Genomic DNA, 14,269 nt, shown 5'->3' on the forward strand with positions numbered 1-14,269 from the left:
TTCAGAACGAGCGCGGCATCCCCAGCACGTGCTCGCCGACATAGCTGAGGATCAGGTTCGAGCTGATCGGCGCGACCTGGTAGAGCCGCGTTTCGCGGAACTTGCGCTCGACGTCGTATTCGGCCGCGAAGCCGAAGCCGCCGAAGGTCTGCATGCAGGCGTTGGCGGCCTTCCATGAACTTTCCGCGGCGAGGTGCTTGGCCATGTTCGCCTCCGCCCCGCACGGCTGGTGGGCATCGAACAGGCGGCACGCCTCGTAGCGCATGAGGTCGGCGGCGCGCACTTCCATGTAGGCTTGGGCGATGGGAAACTGGATTCCCTGGTTCTTCCCGATCGGCCGGTCGAACACGACGCGCTCGCTGCCGTACTTCGCCGCCTTCTCGACGAACCAGTAGCCGTCGCCGATGCATTCGGCCGCGATCAGCGCGCGTTCGGCGTTGAGCCCGTCGAGAATGTAGCGAAAGCCCTTGCCCTCCTCGCCGATGAGGCTGTCGGCGGGCAATTCGAGCCCGTCGAAGAACACTTCGTTCGTCTCGTGGTTGACCATGTTGCGGATCGGGCGGATTTCCATCCCGTGGCCGATCGCTTTTGCGAGATCGACGAGGAAGATCGACAGCCCGTCGGCCTTCTTCTTCACCTCGGCCAGCGGGGTCGTGCGGGCGAGCAGGATCATCAGGTCGGAATGCTGGATGCGGCTGATCCAGACCTTTTGCCCGTCGACGACGTAGCGGTCGCCCTTGCGCACCGCGCGGGTCTTGAGCTCGGTCGTGTTGGTGCCGGTGGTCGGCTCGGTCACCGCCATCGACTGCAGCCGCAGCGCGCCACTGGCGATCGCGGGCAGGAAGCGGCGCTTCTGGTCCTCGCTGCCGTGCCGCAGCAGCGTGTTCATGTTGTACATCTGCCCGTGGCAGGCGCCCGAGTTGCCGCCGGCCCGGTTGATCTCCTCCATGATGATCGAGGCCTCGGTCAGCCCCAGCCCGGCGCCGCCGTATTCCTCCGGGATCAGCGCCGCCATCCAGCCGGCCGCGGTCAGCGCGGCGACGAATTCCTCCGGGTAGGCGCGGGCCTCGTCCGCCTCGCGGAAATAGGCGTCACCGAACTCGCGCACGAGCGCGCGCACGGCGTCGCGGATTTCGGGATGGTCGTTTCGCGCCGCGGGGATCGTCATGCCAGGTTCGCCTCGTTTCGGCCCGCTATCGCCGATTACGCGCGCGACCGTAAGCCCCTGCCGGCCGGGCGCCTCACTCGCCCCGGGCGATCGGCTCCGCCCGGTTCGCGAGGATGCCGACCACCTGCGTCCACACCGCCACGTTCTGCCGCAGCGCGGCGGGGTCGATCTTGTCGAGCGTGTCGTCGGGCGTGTGGTGCAGGTCGAAATACCGCGTGCCGTCCTGCTGCAGGTCGATGATCGCGGCGTTCGATTCGCGGGCAAGGTTGAGGTCGGCACCGCCGGTCGCGACATCGTTCGACGGCGCGACGCCGAAGCGGGCGACCGCCAGCGCCAGCTCGCGGTAAAGCGCCGGGTCGGTCTTGGAGAAGTTGCTGTCGATCCGCCAGACGCGGTCGGCGCCGAAGTCGCTTTCGAGGCCTGCGTATATCGCCTCGCCCTTGTGCGCGGCGGCGTAGGCCTTGCTGCCCCACAGGCCGGTTTCCTCGGCCCCGGCAAAGAGCACGCGGATCGTGCGGAGGGGCTGGCCCGCCTTGGCAACGCGGCTGGCCGCGGCGGCGATGATCCCGCAGCCCGCACCGTCGTCGATCGCGCCGGTGCCGAGGTCCCAGCTGTCGAGGTGGCACGCGAGCAGGAGCGGCGGAAGGGCCGGGTCACGCCCTGTCACCTCGGCGACCACGTTGCCGCTCGTCGTTTGGCCCAGGTCGCGCGGGGTCAGCACCAGCTTCATTACGATCGGCGCGCCACCGGCACGTTCGAACATCCGATCGAGGTTGTCGGCGTCGGGATTGCTCAGCGCACCGGCGGGGATCGGCGCAATACCGGTTGCGAAGCTGGTTCCCCCGGTGTGCGGGGTGCGATGGCTTTCGGTCCCGATCGAGCGGATGACGACCGCGGCAGCGCCCTTGCTCGCGGCAAGACTGGGACCTGCGCGGCGCACGTTGCCGAACACGCCGTAGTGCGATCCGTCCTGCGTGCGCTGCATGGCGTGATCGATGAAGGCGATCTTCCCGGCAAGGCTGCCCGCGGGCGCGGCTTCGAGTGCGGCATAACTCTCGAACCGGACGACCTCGCCAGTCAGGCCGGCGTCACCGGTCGAGGCGGAGTTGCCGAGCGCGGTGATCCGCATCGGCTGGGCAAAGGGCGTGACGATCTCGGCGCGCTCATCCCCCCGGACCCAGGTCGACATGAGGTAGGGCTCGACGGCGACCCTGGCAAAGCCGTGGGCCTTCAGCCATTTGACCGCCCAGGCGCGCCCGCGCGCCTCGGCCTCGGTGCCCGCCTGGCGCGGCCCGACCTCGGTGGTGATTCCCTCGACGAAATCCCACGCCAGCGCGTCGTCCGCGCGCGCCGCGTCGGCAGCCGCGACGATCCGCGCCTCCGGCGAGGAATCGGCGGCAGCCAGCGGAACGGAAACGGCAAGAAGCGATGCGGCGCCAAGCGCCCGGGGAAGCGACCTCATCCGCGCCCGTTAGCCGCGCGCATCGGCTAAGCCAAGCCGGCATCCGTCCTCCCCCCGCGGGATCGCGCAGCCGGACCTTAGCGGAAGACCACGCGCACCCCTTTCTCGACGGCACCGGCCACCTCGTGCGCGTCCCAGTTGGTCAACCGTACGCAGCCGTGGCTGGTGCGCTTGCCGACCATCTGCGGGTCGGGCGATCCGTGGATACCGTACCCTTCCTTGGTCAAGTCGACCCAGATGCCGCCGACCGGGTTGTTCGGCCCGGGGGGGATCTTGAGCCGCTTGTCCGGGCCCCATTCGCGGCCTTCGGGCGAAAAGTAATAGGTCGCCTCGGGTGCGACCGCCCTCACTTCCATGTCGCCGCTGGGACTGGGAAACTCGTCACTGCCGATGGTCGAGGGATAGCTTGCCACGAGCGCGCCCTCGCCGTCGAACAGCGCCACCGTGTTGTCCGCCTTGCGCACCTCGATCCTGTCGAGGTCGGCGGACAGCGTTTCGTCCCCGTGCGACACGATGACGATCCTGGTCCCGGCCTGGGTGAAGTCGGCTTCAGGGTTCAGCGCTGCCAGGAAGTCGCGGTCCATGTGGAAACGTTCGGCGAACATCTCGAGCGGGGTTTCGTATCCGATGCGGTCCCGCTTCGCCATTTCCTCGAACCCCTGCGGATTGTCGTCGAACGACCGGGCGAGGTCCTCCTCGGTTATCGCGTACTGCCTGAAAATGTCGCCGCTCTGGGTTTCGACCAGCGAGCGCAGCAGCGGCTTGTCGACCCGGTCGCCCGAAGGCAGCCCGTTCGCCTGGCGATAGTAGCGTATGGCGCGGCGCGTGTTGCCGCCCATGTACCCGTCGATCACTCCGGGCGAATGACGGCTGCGGTCGAGCATGACCTGCAGCGCCACCGTCTCGAGGCTGCGCTGGCCGAGCATTTCCATCGTCACGCCGTCGGGCAGGGATATCTCGAGGCCGTGGGCGGTCGCGTGGCCGTCGGCCCCGGACGGTCCATCCTGGCCCTGCTCGTCCAGCGCCAGCCCCGGCGCGGGGAAAGTTGCGAGCGCCACAGCGCCCAGCGATGCCAACATTTTCCTGATCATACCCGACCTACGGACGAATGCGGCGCAATGTTCCGCCGTGCTGGAGCCGCCGCTTGCCCGGACCGCGGCGAGCGCCTATCTGGCCGCCAACTCCAGACACCGACCGAATTACCCGAAGGACCCCCGATGGCCGCCCAGTACGCATACGTCATGAAGGACATGACGAAGACTTTCCCCGGCGCGCAGAAGCCGGTGCTCAGCAACATCAACCTGCAGTTCTACCAGGGCGCGAAGATCGGCATCGTCGGCCCCAACGGCGCGGGCAAGTCCACCCTGATCAAGATCATGGCAGGTATCGACAAGGACTTCACCGGCGAGGCCTGGGCGGGCGAGAACATCACCGTAGGCTACCTCGAACAGGAGCCCGAGCTCGATGAGAGCAAGACCGTGCTCGAGAACGTCAAGGACGGCGCGCGCCACATCGCCGACATGGTCGAGCGGTTCAACGCGATCGGCATGGAAATGGCCGAGGACGGCGCGGACTTCGACGCGCTGGGCGCGGAGATGGCCGAACTGCAGGACAAGATCGACGCAGTCGACGGCTGGACGCTCGACAACCAGCTCGAGGTCGCGATGGAGGCCCTGCGCTGCCCGCCGGGCGACTGGTCGGTCAAGGACCTGTCGGGCGGCGAGAAGCGCCGCGTCGCGCTGACCCGCCTGCTCATCCAGAAGCCGTCGATCCTGCTGCTCGACGAACCGACCAACCACCTCGACGCCGAGAGCGTCCAGTGGCTCGAGAACCACCTCAAGGAATACGCCGGCGCGGTGCTGATGATCACTCACGACCGCTATTTCCTCGACAACGTGGTCGGCTGGATCCTCGAGCTCGATCGCGGGCGCTATTACCCGTACGAAGGCAACTACTCGACCTACCTCGAAAAGAAGGCCAAGCGGCTCGAGCAGGAAAGCCGCGAGGAATCGGGCAAGCAAAAGGCCCTCCAGCGCGAGCTCGAGTGGATCCGGCAGACGCCGGCCGCGCGCCAGACCAAGTCGAAGGCGCGCATCCGCAAGTTCGAGGAACTGCAGAACAGCCAGGACAGCCGCCAGGTCGGCAAGGCGCAGATCGTCATCCAGGTGCCGGAGCGGCTCGGCGGCAAGGTGATCGAGGCCAAGAACATCTCCAAGGCCTACGGCGACAAGCTGCTGTTCGAGGACCTGTCGTTCACCCTGCCCCCGGGCGGCATCGTTGGCGTCATCGGACCCAACGGCGCGGGCAAGTCGACGCTGTTCAAGATCATCACCGGCAAGGAACAGCCCGACAGCGGCACGATCGAGATCGGCCAGACCGTCCACCTCGGCTACGTCGACCAGAGCCGCGATCACCTGAACCCCAAGAACAACGTCTGGGAAGAGATCTCCGACGGGCTCGATTACATGAAGGTCAACGGGCAGGACATGAGCACGCGGGCCTATGTCGGCGCGTTCAACTTCAAGGGGCCGGACCAGCAGAAGAACGTCGGCAAGCTGTCCGGCGGCGAACGCAACCGCGTGCACATGGCCAAGATGCTCAAGGAAGGCGGCAACGTGCTGCTGCTCGACGAGCCGACCAACGACCTCGACGTCGAGACGCTCGCCGCGCTGGAAGACGCGATCGAGAACTTCGCCGGCTGCGCGGTGGTCATCAGCCACGACCGCTTCTTCCTCGACCGGCTGGCGAACCACATCCTCGCCTTCGAGGGCGACAGCCATGTCGAGTGGTTCGAGGGCAACTTCGAGGCCTACGAGGAAGACAAGCGCCGCCGCCTCGGCGATGCCGCCGACCGGCCGACGCGGCTGGCGTACAAGAAGCTGACCAGGTGACTTGATCCCGGCGCACCGTATTTCGTAACCTTCCGCCGGGTTCTGGACGGAGGGTGGCCATGCGCATGGCATCTGCAGTGTCTGCCTTGGGGGTCGTCATCGCGGCGTGGGTCGCGGCATGGGCGATCCCTGCGCACGCGGGCGGCAACGCCGGGGACGCCGGGCGCGCGCTGCCTGCCCGCGTTATCGACGTGCACCTGCACGGCTACGAAGCCGATGCCGTGAACGAAGCGGGACCCTACTACGGGATCGATGCCGCTACTCGCGACGCGCCGACCCCGGCAAATGGCGCGGCCCATCGCCAGGCGACCCTGGCGGCGATGGAGCGGAACCACATTGTCCTGGGGATCGTCTCGGCGAGTGACGGCAGCGATGACCTGATCGTGGCGCGGCAATGGGCCGGAAAACCGGGTCCGCGAATCCTCACCGGCGTGACGGAGAGGCCGATGGCGCACGGTGTCGCACCCGAAAGGCTCGCCGCCTTGTTCGACGACGGCACGTATTTCCTGCTCGGCGAGGTGGGGCTCCAGTATCGCGGCGCCACGCTCGACGAGGAACGGTTCGAACCCTACCTCGCCATGGCAGAGAAAAAGGGCATTCCGGTTGCTGTCCACACCGGGCTCGGTCCGCCGGAAATGGCCCGAACGGTCGCACCCGAGTTTCGGATCGAGGCGGGCAACCCGATTCCACTCGAAAAAGTGCTCATTCGCCACCCGGACCTGAAGATCTGGGCGATGCATTCGGGATTTCCCTGGGATGCGGAAATGTTCGCCATCATGCAGCAGTTCACCAAAATCTACGTCGACATCAGTCCGCTGCCGTGGATGATGTCGCAGGAAATCGTCGACCGGCGACTGAAATGGCTGCTCGACTGGGGCATGGGCAAGCGGATCATGTTCGGCACCGACCAGATGTACTGGCCGCAAGCGATCGACGCCGCTGTCTCGGCGATAGAAAACAGCACGGTGCTTACGCGCGAGCAGAAGGACGACATCTTCTACAACAACGCCGTGCGGTTTTTCGGCGCTGACAGACTGAACCTGCCGGACTGACCCTTGGTCCCTTCGCGACTTCGTTCGCTTCTCCCGTGCGGCGTCACCCGCTGACACGCAAACGGCGGGTGGAAGGCCGCTGCCTTCCACCCGCCGCGTTGGCTGGCCATCCGGACCGAATACGCGGTCCGGCAAGCGATCAGCAGTTGCCGGGCTTGCCGTCGACGCAGTCACCGACCGATTCAACGTCGTTGGCGGCACCGCGGACGGTGTTGCACGCCGAGAGGATCAGTCCGCTCGAGAGCGCCAGTGCAATGAGTGCCTTTTTCATCTTCCAGATTCCCTTGTTCGGCCTCTTCAAACACCATGTTCGCGGGCCTGCAGGGAGAGGACACCTCAAGCGGCCGTCCGGTTCCCGGCTTTCTGAGGGCAGACCGCGTTCGGCCTTGCCGGTTTACCCAATCGGGCCAGCCGTTTGCCCTTCAGGCCGCCTGCGATTCGGCCGCGTCATAGGCCGCGCGGTGGGCATGGATCTGCGGCAGATGCGCGAAGGTCCAGTCGGCCAGCGCCAGGACCGGCACCGCCAGCGAGCGCCCCAGATCGGTCAGCGCGTATTCGACCGCTGGGGGCACTGTCGGGTGCACGGTTCGCGCCACCATTCCGTCCCGCTCCAGCGTTCGCAGGGTGCGGGTCAGCATCTGTTGGGAGATTCCGCCAACTTCGCGCTTCAGTTCGTTGAAACGACGGGCCTTCTCGACCAGCGCCTTGACGATCAGGACCGTCCACTTGTCGCCCACGCGGCCGAGCAGTTCGCTCACCGCGCGGCAATCGGGATCGGCGTGGGGGTGCGGGTTCGCGGTCATGCTCTCTCTCGTCCATCGGCCCCGGTCACACGGCGCTGACCTGGTCACGAAAATTTGCGTTCTTGCGGGACCTATGTGGTCACTTATCTGGTTCTGGTCAATATTTGTGACCACCTTCACGGAGCCAGACTGCATGAACATCCTTCATCTCGATTCGAGCATCACCGGCGACAACTCGGCCAGCCGCGCACTGTCCGCGGCGATCGTGCGCGAGCTGACCGACGCCGATCCGACGGCGACGGTTGCCTACCGCGACCTCGTCGCGCAGCCGCTCGACCACCTGACCCTGCCCGGCTTCGGCAGCGCGGCTTCGACCGAGGCGCTGGCCGAGTTCAAGGCCGCCGACATCGTGGTGATCGGGGCGCCGATGTACAATTTCACGATCCCCACCCAGCTCAAGGCGTGGATCGACCGGGTGCTGATCGCGGGCGAGACCTTTCGCTATACCGAAAGCGGTCCGCAGGGCCTTGCCGGGGACAAGACGGTGATCGTCGCGCTCGCCCGCGGCGGCCTCTATGGCGAAGGCACCCCCCAGCGCAGCATCGAGCACGCCGAACGCTATCTCTGCGATGCGCTCGCGTTCATCGGGATCACCGAGCCGCAGTTCGTGATCGCCGAAGGCCTCGCGCTCGGCGACGAGGCGCGCGCCGAGGCGCTGGCGGCCGCCCACGCGGCGGTCCGGCGGATCGGCGCGGCCTGCCCGGTCGGGTAACCCGCCCGATCCGGCACGCCCCCTCCTGCCGGCCGCCTATGATCCCGCGGTACGCGGGAACGCGACCGGCGGCGGGGGCGGCGCGAACCCCTGCGCGAGCCGGTGGTAAAGCCGGTCGCGGCAGACCATCGCCCCGACCCAGTCGCCGATCAGCGCGGTGGCGAACAGCGGCAGGATGGCATGGCTGGTGCCGGTGGCTTCGGACAGGATGATGACCGCCGTCAGCGGCGCCCGGACGACACCGGTAAAGTATCCAGCCATGCCCATCAGCACGATCAGCCCGGCCTCGTCCGGCGCGAACAGCGGTGTCAGCAGGTCGCCGAATCCCGCCCCGACCGCCAGCGATGGCGCGAAGATGCCGCCCGGAATCCCGCTGACGCTGGTGGCAAGCGCGCTGGCGAACTTGGCCGGACCGAACCAATAGGCGCCGCCGCCACCGCCGAGCAGCGTTTCGGTGGGACCGTAGCCGGTGCCCGCGGTCGCGCCGCCGGTCGCCCAGCCGATCGCCCCCACCGCCACTCCGCAGCCGAGCGCGGTCAGTACCGGGCGCTTGGCAAGCAGCGCGGACCATCTCCCCCCGGGCCCGCGCAGCGCGATGAGCGCGCGCGAAAACAGCCCGCCCAGCACGCCCCCGACGATCCCGGCGAGCGGCGCGGCGACCAGCACGGTGGGAATGCGGACCGCGCTGCTCAGCTCTCCGAAATAGACGTACTGACCAGCAATCCCCTGCGCCGTGAGGCCGGCGATCATGACCGCGCCCATCACCAGCACCGCCACGCGCTGCTCGTAAGCGACCGCGAGCTCCTCAATCGCGAAGGCGATCCCCGCGAGCGGGGTGTTGAACGCTGCCGCCACGCCAGCGGCGCCGCCGGCTATCAGCACCCCCGCGCTCAGCGGTACCCGCAGCCAATTGTGAACCTGGACCATCAGTGCCGCAGCAAGCTGGACAGTCGGTCCTTCGCGCCCAACCGCCGCACCGCCGAAGAGCGCGGCGATCGTCAGGCCGACCTTGGCGAACGCCGCTTTCAACGAGACGAGCACGCCACTCCCCGCATCGTCCGGATGCCGCGCTGCGGCGATGACCTGGGGAATGCCCGAACCGCGGATTTCCGGCGCGAACCGTAGCGTAAGCGCGGCGATGGCCACGAACATCGCGGGGGTCACGACCAAGTGGGTCCACGGCCGCGCCGCCTGCATGGCGAGGAAAAGGTGCTGGGCGCGGTCGCCCGCCCACGCGAAGCCGAGGGCGGCAAGGCCGATCAGCACCGCGCCCACCAGCGTCGCCGCACGGCGCTGCCAGTCAGCCGCCGTGACGAGCGCGTCGGGCAGCGATCGGCGCACATGGGTCCAGCTGACGGGAAAGCGCATCTTGGACCAAGCGCATATGGCCCGCGCCGGGTCCCGTCCACCCCGCCGGCCGCGATGTGCGGCCGGTCGCGGCTGCGCGTCGCGGTTCAGATTTCGGACAGCCTGGATGAACTAGCTTGCGAATCGTTAACAGGTAACCGCAGGTGGTGGGGCGGTTCTTGGACGAAAGGACGCCCAATGAACGTGAAGACCTTCCTGCGCACCTGCGGGGCATCGGCGCTGGTCGCCGCCGTCTCGCTCGGTGCTTTCGCCGCGCCCGCCGCTGCCGACGAGCGCCCCGACAGGCCCGGCCGCGCCGAGCGCGCGAACCCGGACGAAGTGCGCCAGCAGTGGCAAAGCCGCCGCGCCGAACGCCGGCAGGCCGTACAGGAAAGCCAGCAGCCGCGCGCCGAACGGACCTGGTCGGCACCCCAACGCGCCGAACGCGCCCAGGAGCGCAGCGGACGCGACTGGAACCGACGCGAAAACAACAGCTGGGGCCAGGCCCGTGCCGCCCAGGCGCAGCAGGCCCAGGCTCGGCAGGCCCAGGCTCAGGCCGACGCGCAGCGCCGGGCTGAGGCACAGGCCACGAGCCGCCGGGATTCGCGCGACTGGAGCCGCAGCGGCGGCGACTGGAGCCGGGGCCGTGATCGCAATCCTACTTATGCCGACGGCACGCGCAATCGCACCTACCGCGACGGGTATCGCGACGGCCGCGCGTCCGACGACCGGCACGATCGGGACGGCTATCGCAGCGGCTACCGTGACGGCGATCGCACCAGCCACTATCGTGACGGGCGCCGCTGGGACGGGCAGCGCGACGGTCGCCGGTACGACCGCGATCATCGCCGGTGGAGCCACGACTGGCGCCGCGACAACCGCTACAACTGGTACGGCTATCGCAGCGCGCACCGCAACGTCTATCGTCTCGGCGCCTACTACGCGCCGTACCGCAACTATCGCTACAGCCGGCTGAGCATCGGGGTCTATCTCGACAGCCTGTTCTTCGGCAGCCGCTACTGGATCAACGATCCGTGGCAGTATCGCCTGCCGCCGGCCTACGGCCCCTATCGCTGGGTCCGTTACTACGACGACGCGCTGCTGGTCGACATCTACAGCGGCGAGGTCGTCGACGTGATCTACGACTTCTTCTGGTGAGCTTTCCGGTTCCGGTCGCCCACCGGGATTGAGTGGCCCGGTCCGGACGATCGAACTGGAGAACTGAACCCCCGCCGGTCACCGCCGGCGGGGGTTCTTTTTGCCCGCTGTCAGGCCCTTGGCGTCCCGAACGGGAGCATCCGCCACAAGTTGCCGTCCTTGTCCCAGAACGTGTGCTTCAGCGCGCCGATCACGTGCAGCGCGATCAGGTAGATCATGATCGATCCGCCGGTGTGGTGCGCCTCGAAGATCGTCTTGCCGAGGTCCTTGTCCAGCCCGGTCGGCAGCACAGGTATGGCGAACAGACCGAAGAAGTCGACTGGCCGCCCGTTGAGCGAACTGGCGATCCACCCGCCCAGCGGCAGCGCGATCAAAAGCACGTAGAAGGTCACGTGGGTGACGCGCGCAAGCATCCGCTCCCAGCCCTTCAGACGCGCCGAGAGCGGCGGGGTCTTGTGGACCAGCCGCCAGGCGAGGCGCAGCAGCGTGAGCGCAAGGATGGTCATGCCCAGCGCCTTGTGCGTCGCCATCAGGCTGGCGCCGGCTTCGCGGGGGCCCTCGTGCGCCGCTTCGGCCAGCCGCCAGTTCACGATGACCGCGATCGCGATCGCCCAGTGAAGGAGCATCGCCACCCCCGAATACCGCACGCCCGGCTGTCCATTCATCGTCATCCTCCCGCACCTGTCAGGGGTGCGCTTGTAGCCACGGGTTTGCGCGCCGCAAGCCGCTTGCTAGGACCGGCGCCATGGCGACCACCGAGATGATTCCCGACAAGGATGCGCTGCGCCGCGTGGGCGAAGCCGTGCGCAAGCGCCTGCAAAGCGACCCGCGGGTCTACCAGGTGCCCACCGACAAGGCGGAGATCTTCGCCGTCGGCGATTTCCTCAGCCCGTCGGAGTGCCAGCGGCTGATCCTCATGACCGACGTCGTCGCCCGGCCAAGTTCCCTGTACGACCAGGACTATTCGACGGGTTTTCGCACGTCGTATTCCGGCGACCTCGACCCGCACGAGCCGCTGGTCAAGGCGGTCAGCCGGCGGATCGACGACCTGCTCGGCATCAACCCCGTCTGCGGCGAGGCGATCCAGGCGCAGCGGTATTTCCCCGGCCAGCAGTTCAAGCCGCACAATGACTGGTTCTACACCGACCAGGACTATTGGAAGGGCGAGCGCAAGCGCGGCGGGCAGCGCGCGTGGACGGCGATGGCGTTCCTCAACACCGTCGACAAGGGCGGGGAAACGCATTTCGTCGAGGTCGGCGCCAAGATCGAGCCCAAGCCCGGCGTGCTGCTGGTGTGGAACAACGCCTTGCCTGACGGATCGCCGAACGAGAACACGCTGCACGCCGGCACGCCGGTCGAGGAAGGCGTGAAGTACGTCCTCACCAAGTGGTACCGCACCCGCCGCTGGAAATAACCCGCGCCTACTTGTCGGCGAGGACTTCCCCGACGACGCCCTCGAGGTTTTCCTCCGCCCGCTTGGCGCCCTTTATGGCGATGTGCATCATCCGGTCGAGCTTGCGTGACAGGCGGACGAGTTCGAGCTGCGCGCGCAGGTTGACCTCGTAGTCGTGCCGCGCGGCGATGCGGTCCTTTTTCGCCTGGCGGTTCTGGCTCATCAGGATGATCGGGGCCTGGAGCGCGGCAAGGGTCGACAGCGAAAGGTTCAGCAGGATGAACGGATAGGGATCGAAGTCGATGCCCCAGGCCTGCGCGACATTCAGGCCCATCCAGAGAGCCATCAGCGCGACGAATACGCAGATGAACCCCCAGCTGCCGCCAATCGCGGCCACGCGATCGGCCATACGGTCGCCGAACGTTGCGGACAGCTGTGCCGCCTCGGCGGCATCGACCCCGATATACGTCCCCGCCGCCACGCGGTGGATGACGTCCTGTTCCTCTTCGTCGAGTTCGTGCAGCTCACGGCCGAGCAGGTCCCGGGCCAGTTTCTCGGGGTCGGCCGGCCGGGTCACCGCGACAGCGCCTCGGCGATCAGCTTGCGGGTGTTGGCTATGCCATAGAGCGCGATGAAACTGCCCATGCGCGGTCCCTGGTCGCTGCCCAGCAGCGTACGGTAGAGCGCCTGGAACCAGTCGCGCAGCGACGCGAACCCGAACTCCTCGCGCTTGCCGATCTCGTACACCATCGTCTGCAAATCTTCCGACGGCGTGTCGGGTTCCATCTTTGCCAAATGTTGGTCGAGTTCGCGCAAGGCCGCCGCCTCGTTCGCGGCGGGCTTCGCACGCACGAGTCCCGGCGCGACGAATTCGCGGTTGTAGGCGAGCGCGGTGTCGACCAGCCGGTCGAGCGCGGGGTGCGCGGCCGGATCGGCTTCGTCGACGTAATTGCCGAGGTAAGACCAGACCTGTTCGCGCGTCGCGTGCGGACCGAGAACGCCGACGAGGTTGAGCAGCAGGGCATAGGTGACTGGCAGGTTGTCGCCCGCGCCAGCGCGCGAGGGATCGGTGGCGCCCAGCAGGTGCCAGACCGGATTGCCCAGTTGCTTGTCGAGCGGCTGGTCGGCCAGCGCCGCGCGAAACTGCCAGTAATCATCGACCGCGCGCGGGATCACGCCCGCGTGCAGGCTCTTGGCGCTCTTGGGATTGGGAAAGATGTAGAAGCCCAGGCTCTCTTCGCTGCCATAGGTCAGCCATTCCTCGATCGTGAGGCCGTTACCCTTGGACTTGGAAATCTTCTCGCCGTTGGCATCGAGGAACAACTCGTAGACCAGACCCTCGGGCTTACGCCCGCCGAGCACAGCAGCGATCTTGCCGGACTGCACCCCGCTGTCGGTCAGGTCCTTGCCGTACATCTCGTAATCGACGCCCAGTTCGACCCAGCGCATCGCCCAGTCGACCTTCCATTGCAGCTTGGCCATGCCGCCCAGCGCCGATTGCTCGACAATCGCCCCGTCCTCGTCGGTGAAGCGGATCGTGCCCGCCTCGGCATCGACGACCTCGACCGGCACTTGCACCACCCGCCCGCTCGTTGGGCTGACCGGCAGCACCGGGGAATAGGTGGCGGCACGCTCGGCCCTGAGCGTCGGCAGCATGATGTCGAGGATCGCCTGGTAATTGCGCAACACGCCTCGCAGTCCGTCGTCGAACGCGCCCGAATTGTACATCTCGCTCGACGAGACGAACTCGTACTCGAAACCGAACCGGTCGAGGAAGCGGCGCAGCATCGCATTGTTGTGGGCCGCGAAACTATCGTATCCGGCCCCGAAGGGATCGGGGATGCGGCTGAGCGGCTTGCCGAGGTTGTCGGCCAGAAGCTGCGCATTGGGCACGTTGTCGGGCACCTTGCGCAAGCCGTCCATGTCGTCGCTGAAGGCGACCAGCCGCGTCGGCGCCCCGCCGGTGAGCGCCTCGAACGCGCGGCGCACGAAGGTGGTGCGCAGCACTTCCTGGAAAGTGCCGATGTGCGGCAGCCCGCTGGGGCCGTAGCCGGTTTCGAACAGCACGGGGCGTCCGTCCGGCCGGCGGCCGTCGGGGTAGCGCCTGAGGAGCTTGCGCGCCTCCTCGAACGGCCAGGCCTTGGACGTGCGGGCGGCGGCGGCGAGGTCGATGTCAGTCATCGACCGCGCCTTGCAATGTCCGGGGGTGCGAAGGCAAGCGCCTTGCACAGGGAAAATGGCAGCGCGATGCACCGGGCGAAGCGGCCGGCCCGTCGCGCTACC

At 67.4% G+C, this 14,269-nt stretch carries 14 protein-coding genes; 5 read left to right on the forward strand and 9 right to left on the reverse strand.

Features of this window, described 5'->3' with window-relative positions:
* Position 1: 1 nt before the first annotated feature.
* The 3 genes from N0B51_RS12530 to N0B51_RS12540 all read right to left on the reverse strand — a co-directional run bounded on the left by N0B51_RS12530 (position 2) and on the right by N0B51_RS12540 (position 3,709).
* On the reverse strand, positions 2-1,168 hold the full coding sequence (locus N0B51_RS12530) for an acyl-CoA dehydrogenase family protein (protein WP_259962759.1): 1,167 nt from the start codon (positions 1,166-1,168) through the stop codon (positions 2-4).
* A gap of 73 nt (positions 1,169-1,241) precedes the next feature.
* A complete protein-coding gene (locus N0B51_RS12535; RefSeq protein WP_259962760.1) occupies positions 1,242-2,630 on the reverse strand; it encodes a M20/M25/M40 family metallo-hydrolase in 1,389 nt (462 codons plus the stop codon).
* Between the two features lie 77 nt (positions 2,631-2,707).
* Positions 2,708-3,709, reverse strand: a complete 1,002-nt coding sequence (locus tag N0B51_RS12540) for a L,D-transpeptidase family protein (protein WP_259962762.1) — start codon at positions 3,707-3,709, stop codon at positions 2,708-2,710.
* Positions 3,710-3,847: 138 nt separating this feature from the next.
* Between N0B51_RS12540 and ettA the strand changes: the two genes are divergently transcribed.
* Positions 3,848-5,521, forward strand: coding sequence for an energy-dependent translational throttle protein EttA (gene ettA, locus N0B51_RS12545; protein ID WP_259962763.1), 1,674 nt, complete (start codon positions 3,848-3,850; stop codon positions 5,519-5,521).
* A gap of 59 nt (positions 5,522-5,580) precedes the next feature.
* Positions 5,581-6,573 (forward strand): amidohydrolase family protein, encoded by a 993-nt coding sequence (locus tag N0B51_RS12550; RefSeq protein WP_259962765.1) that lies wholly within the window; start codon positions 5,581-5,583, stop codon positions 6,571-6,573.
* A 139-nt stretch (positions 6,574-6,712) separates the two neighbouring features.
* Here the strand turns inward: N0B51_RS12550 and N0B51_RS12555 are convergent, their stop codons facing one another.
* The gene (locus N0B51_RS12555; RefSeq protein WP_259962767.1) at positions 6,713-6,844 is read right to left on the reverse strand and encodes an entericidin EcnA/B family protein; all 132 of its coding nucleotides are present in this window, start codon (positions 6,842-6,844) and stop codon (positions 6,713-6,715) included.
* A 151-nt stretch (positions 6,845-6,995) separates the two neighbouring features.
* Positions 6,996-7,376: a winged helix-turn-helix transcriptional regulator gene (locus N0B51_RS12560; protein ID WP_259962768.1), complete on the reverse strand. Its 381-nt coding sequence runs from the start codon at positions 7,374-7,376 to the stop codon at positions 6,996-6,998.
* Positions 7,377-7,509: 133 nt separating this feature from the next.
* Between N0B51_RS12560 and N0B51_RS12565 the strand changes: the two genes are divergently transcribed.
* Complete coding sequence (locus N0B51_RS12565; protein ID WP_259962770.1) at positions 7,510-8,088, forward strand: FMN-dependent NADH-azoreductase; 579 nt, start codon at positions 7,510-7,512, stop codon at positions 8,086-8,088.
* Positions 8,089-8,124: 36 nt separating this feature from the next.
* Here N0B51_RS12565 and N0B51_RS12570 read toward each other — a convergent pair whose 3' ends face one another.
* Entirely contained in the window at positions 8,125-9,456 is a 1,332-nt protein-coding gene (locus N0B51_RS12570; protein ID WP_259962772.1) for a chloride channel protein, read from the reverse strand.
* A gap of 177 nt (positions 9,457-9,633) precedes the next feature.
* Here N0B51_RS12570 and N0B51_RS12575 point away from each other — a divergent pair, with 177 nt between their 5' ends.
* The gene (locus N0B51_RS12575) at positions 9,634-10,593 is read left to right on the forward strand and encodes an RcnB family protein (protein WP_259962773.1); all 960 of its coding nucleotides are present in this window, start codon (positions 9,634-9,636) and stop codon (positions 10,591-10,593) included.
* A gap of 110 nt (positions 10,594-10,703) precedes the next feature.
* Here the strand turns inward: N0B51_RS12575 and N0B51_RS12580 are convergent, their stop codons facing one another.
* Positions 10,704-11,264 (reverse strand): cytochrome b, encoded by a 561-nt coding sequence (locus N0B51_RS12580; protein ID WP_259962776.1) that lies wholly within the window; start codon positions 11,262-11,264, stop codon positions 10,704-10,706.
* Between the two features lie 74 nt (positions 11,265-11,338).
* Here N0B51_RS12580 and N0B51_RS12585 point away from each other — a divergent pair, with 74 nt between their 5' ends.
* The gene (locus tag N0B51_RS12585; protein WP_259962777.1) at positions 11,339-12,007 is read left to right on the forward strand and encodes a prolyl hydroxylase family protein; all 669 of its coding nucleotides are present in this window, start codon (positions 11,339-11,341) and stop codon (positions 12,005-12,007) included.
* A 7-nt stretch (positions 12,008-12,014) separates the two neighbouring features.
* Here N0B51_RS12585 and N0B51_RS12590 read toward each other — a convergent pair whose 3' ends face one another.
* Together N0B51_RS12590 and N0B51_RS12595 are read right to left on the reverse strand one after the other, a co-directional pair.
* Positions 12,015-12,563: a DUF1003 domain-containing protein gene (locus N0B51_RS12590; protein WP_259962779.1), complete on the reverse strand. Its 549-nt coding sequence runs from the start codon at positions 12,561-12,563 to the stop codon at positions 12,015-12,017.
* On the reverse strand, positions 12,560-14,167 hold the full coding sequence (locus N0B51_RS12595) for a lysine--tRNA ligase (RefSeq protein WP_259962781.1): 1,608 nt from the start codon (positions 14,165-14,167) through the stop codon (positions 12,560-12,562). Before N0B51_RS12595 ends, N0B51_RS12590 begins: the two co-directional genes overlap by 4 nt.
* Positions 14,168-14,269: the final 102 nt, after the last annotated feature.

Source organism: Tsuneonella litorea (genome assembly GCF_025154015.1).
GTDB lineage: Bacteria > Pseudomonadota > Alphaproteobacteria > Sphingomonadales > Sphingomonadaceae > Tsuneonella > Tsuneonella litorea.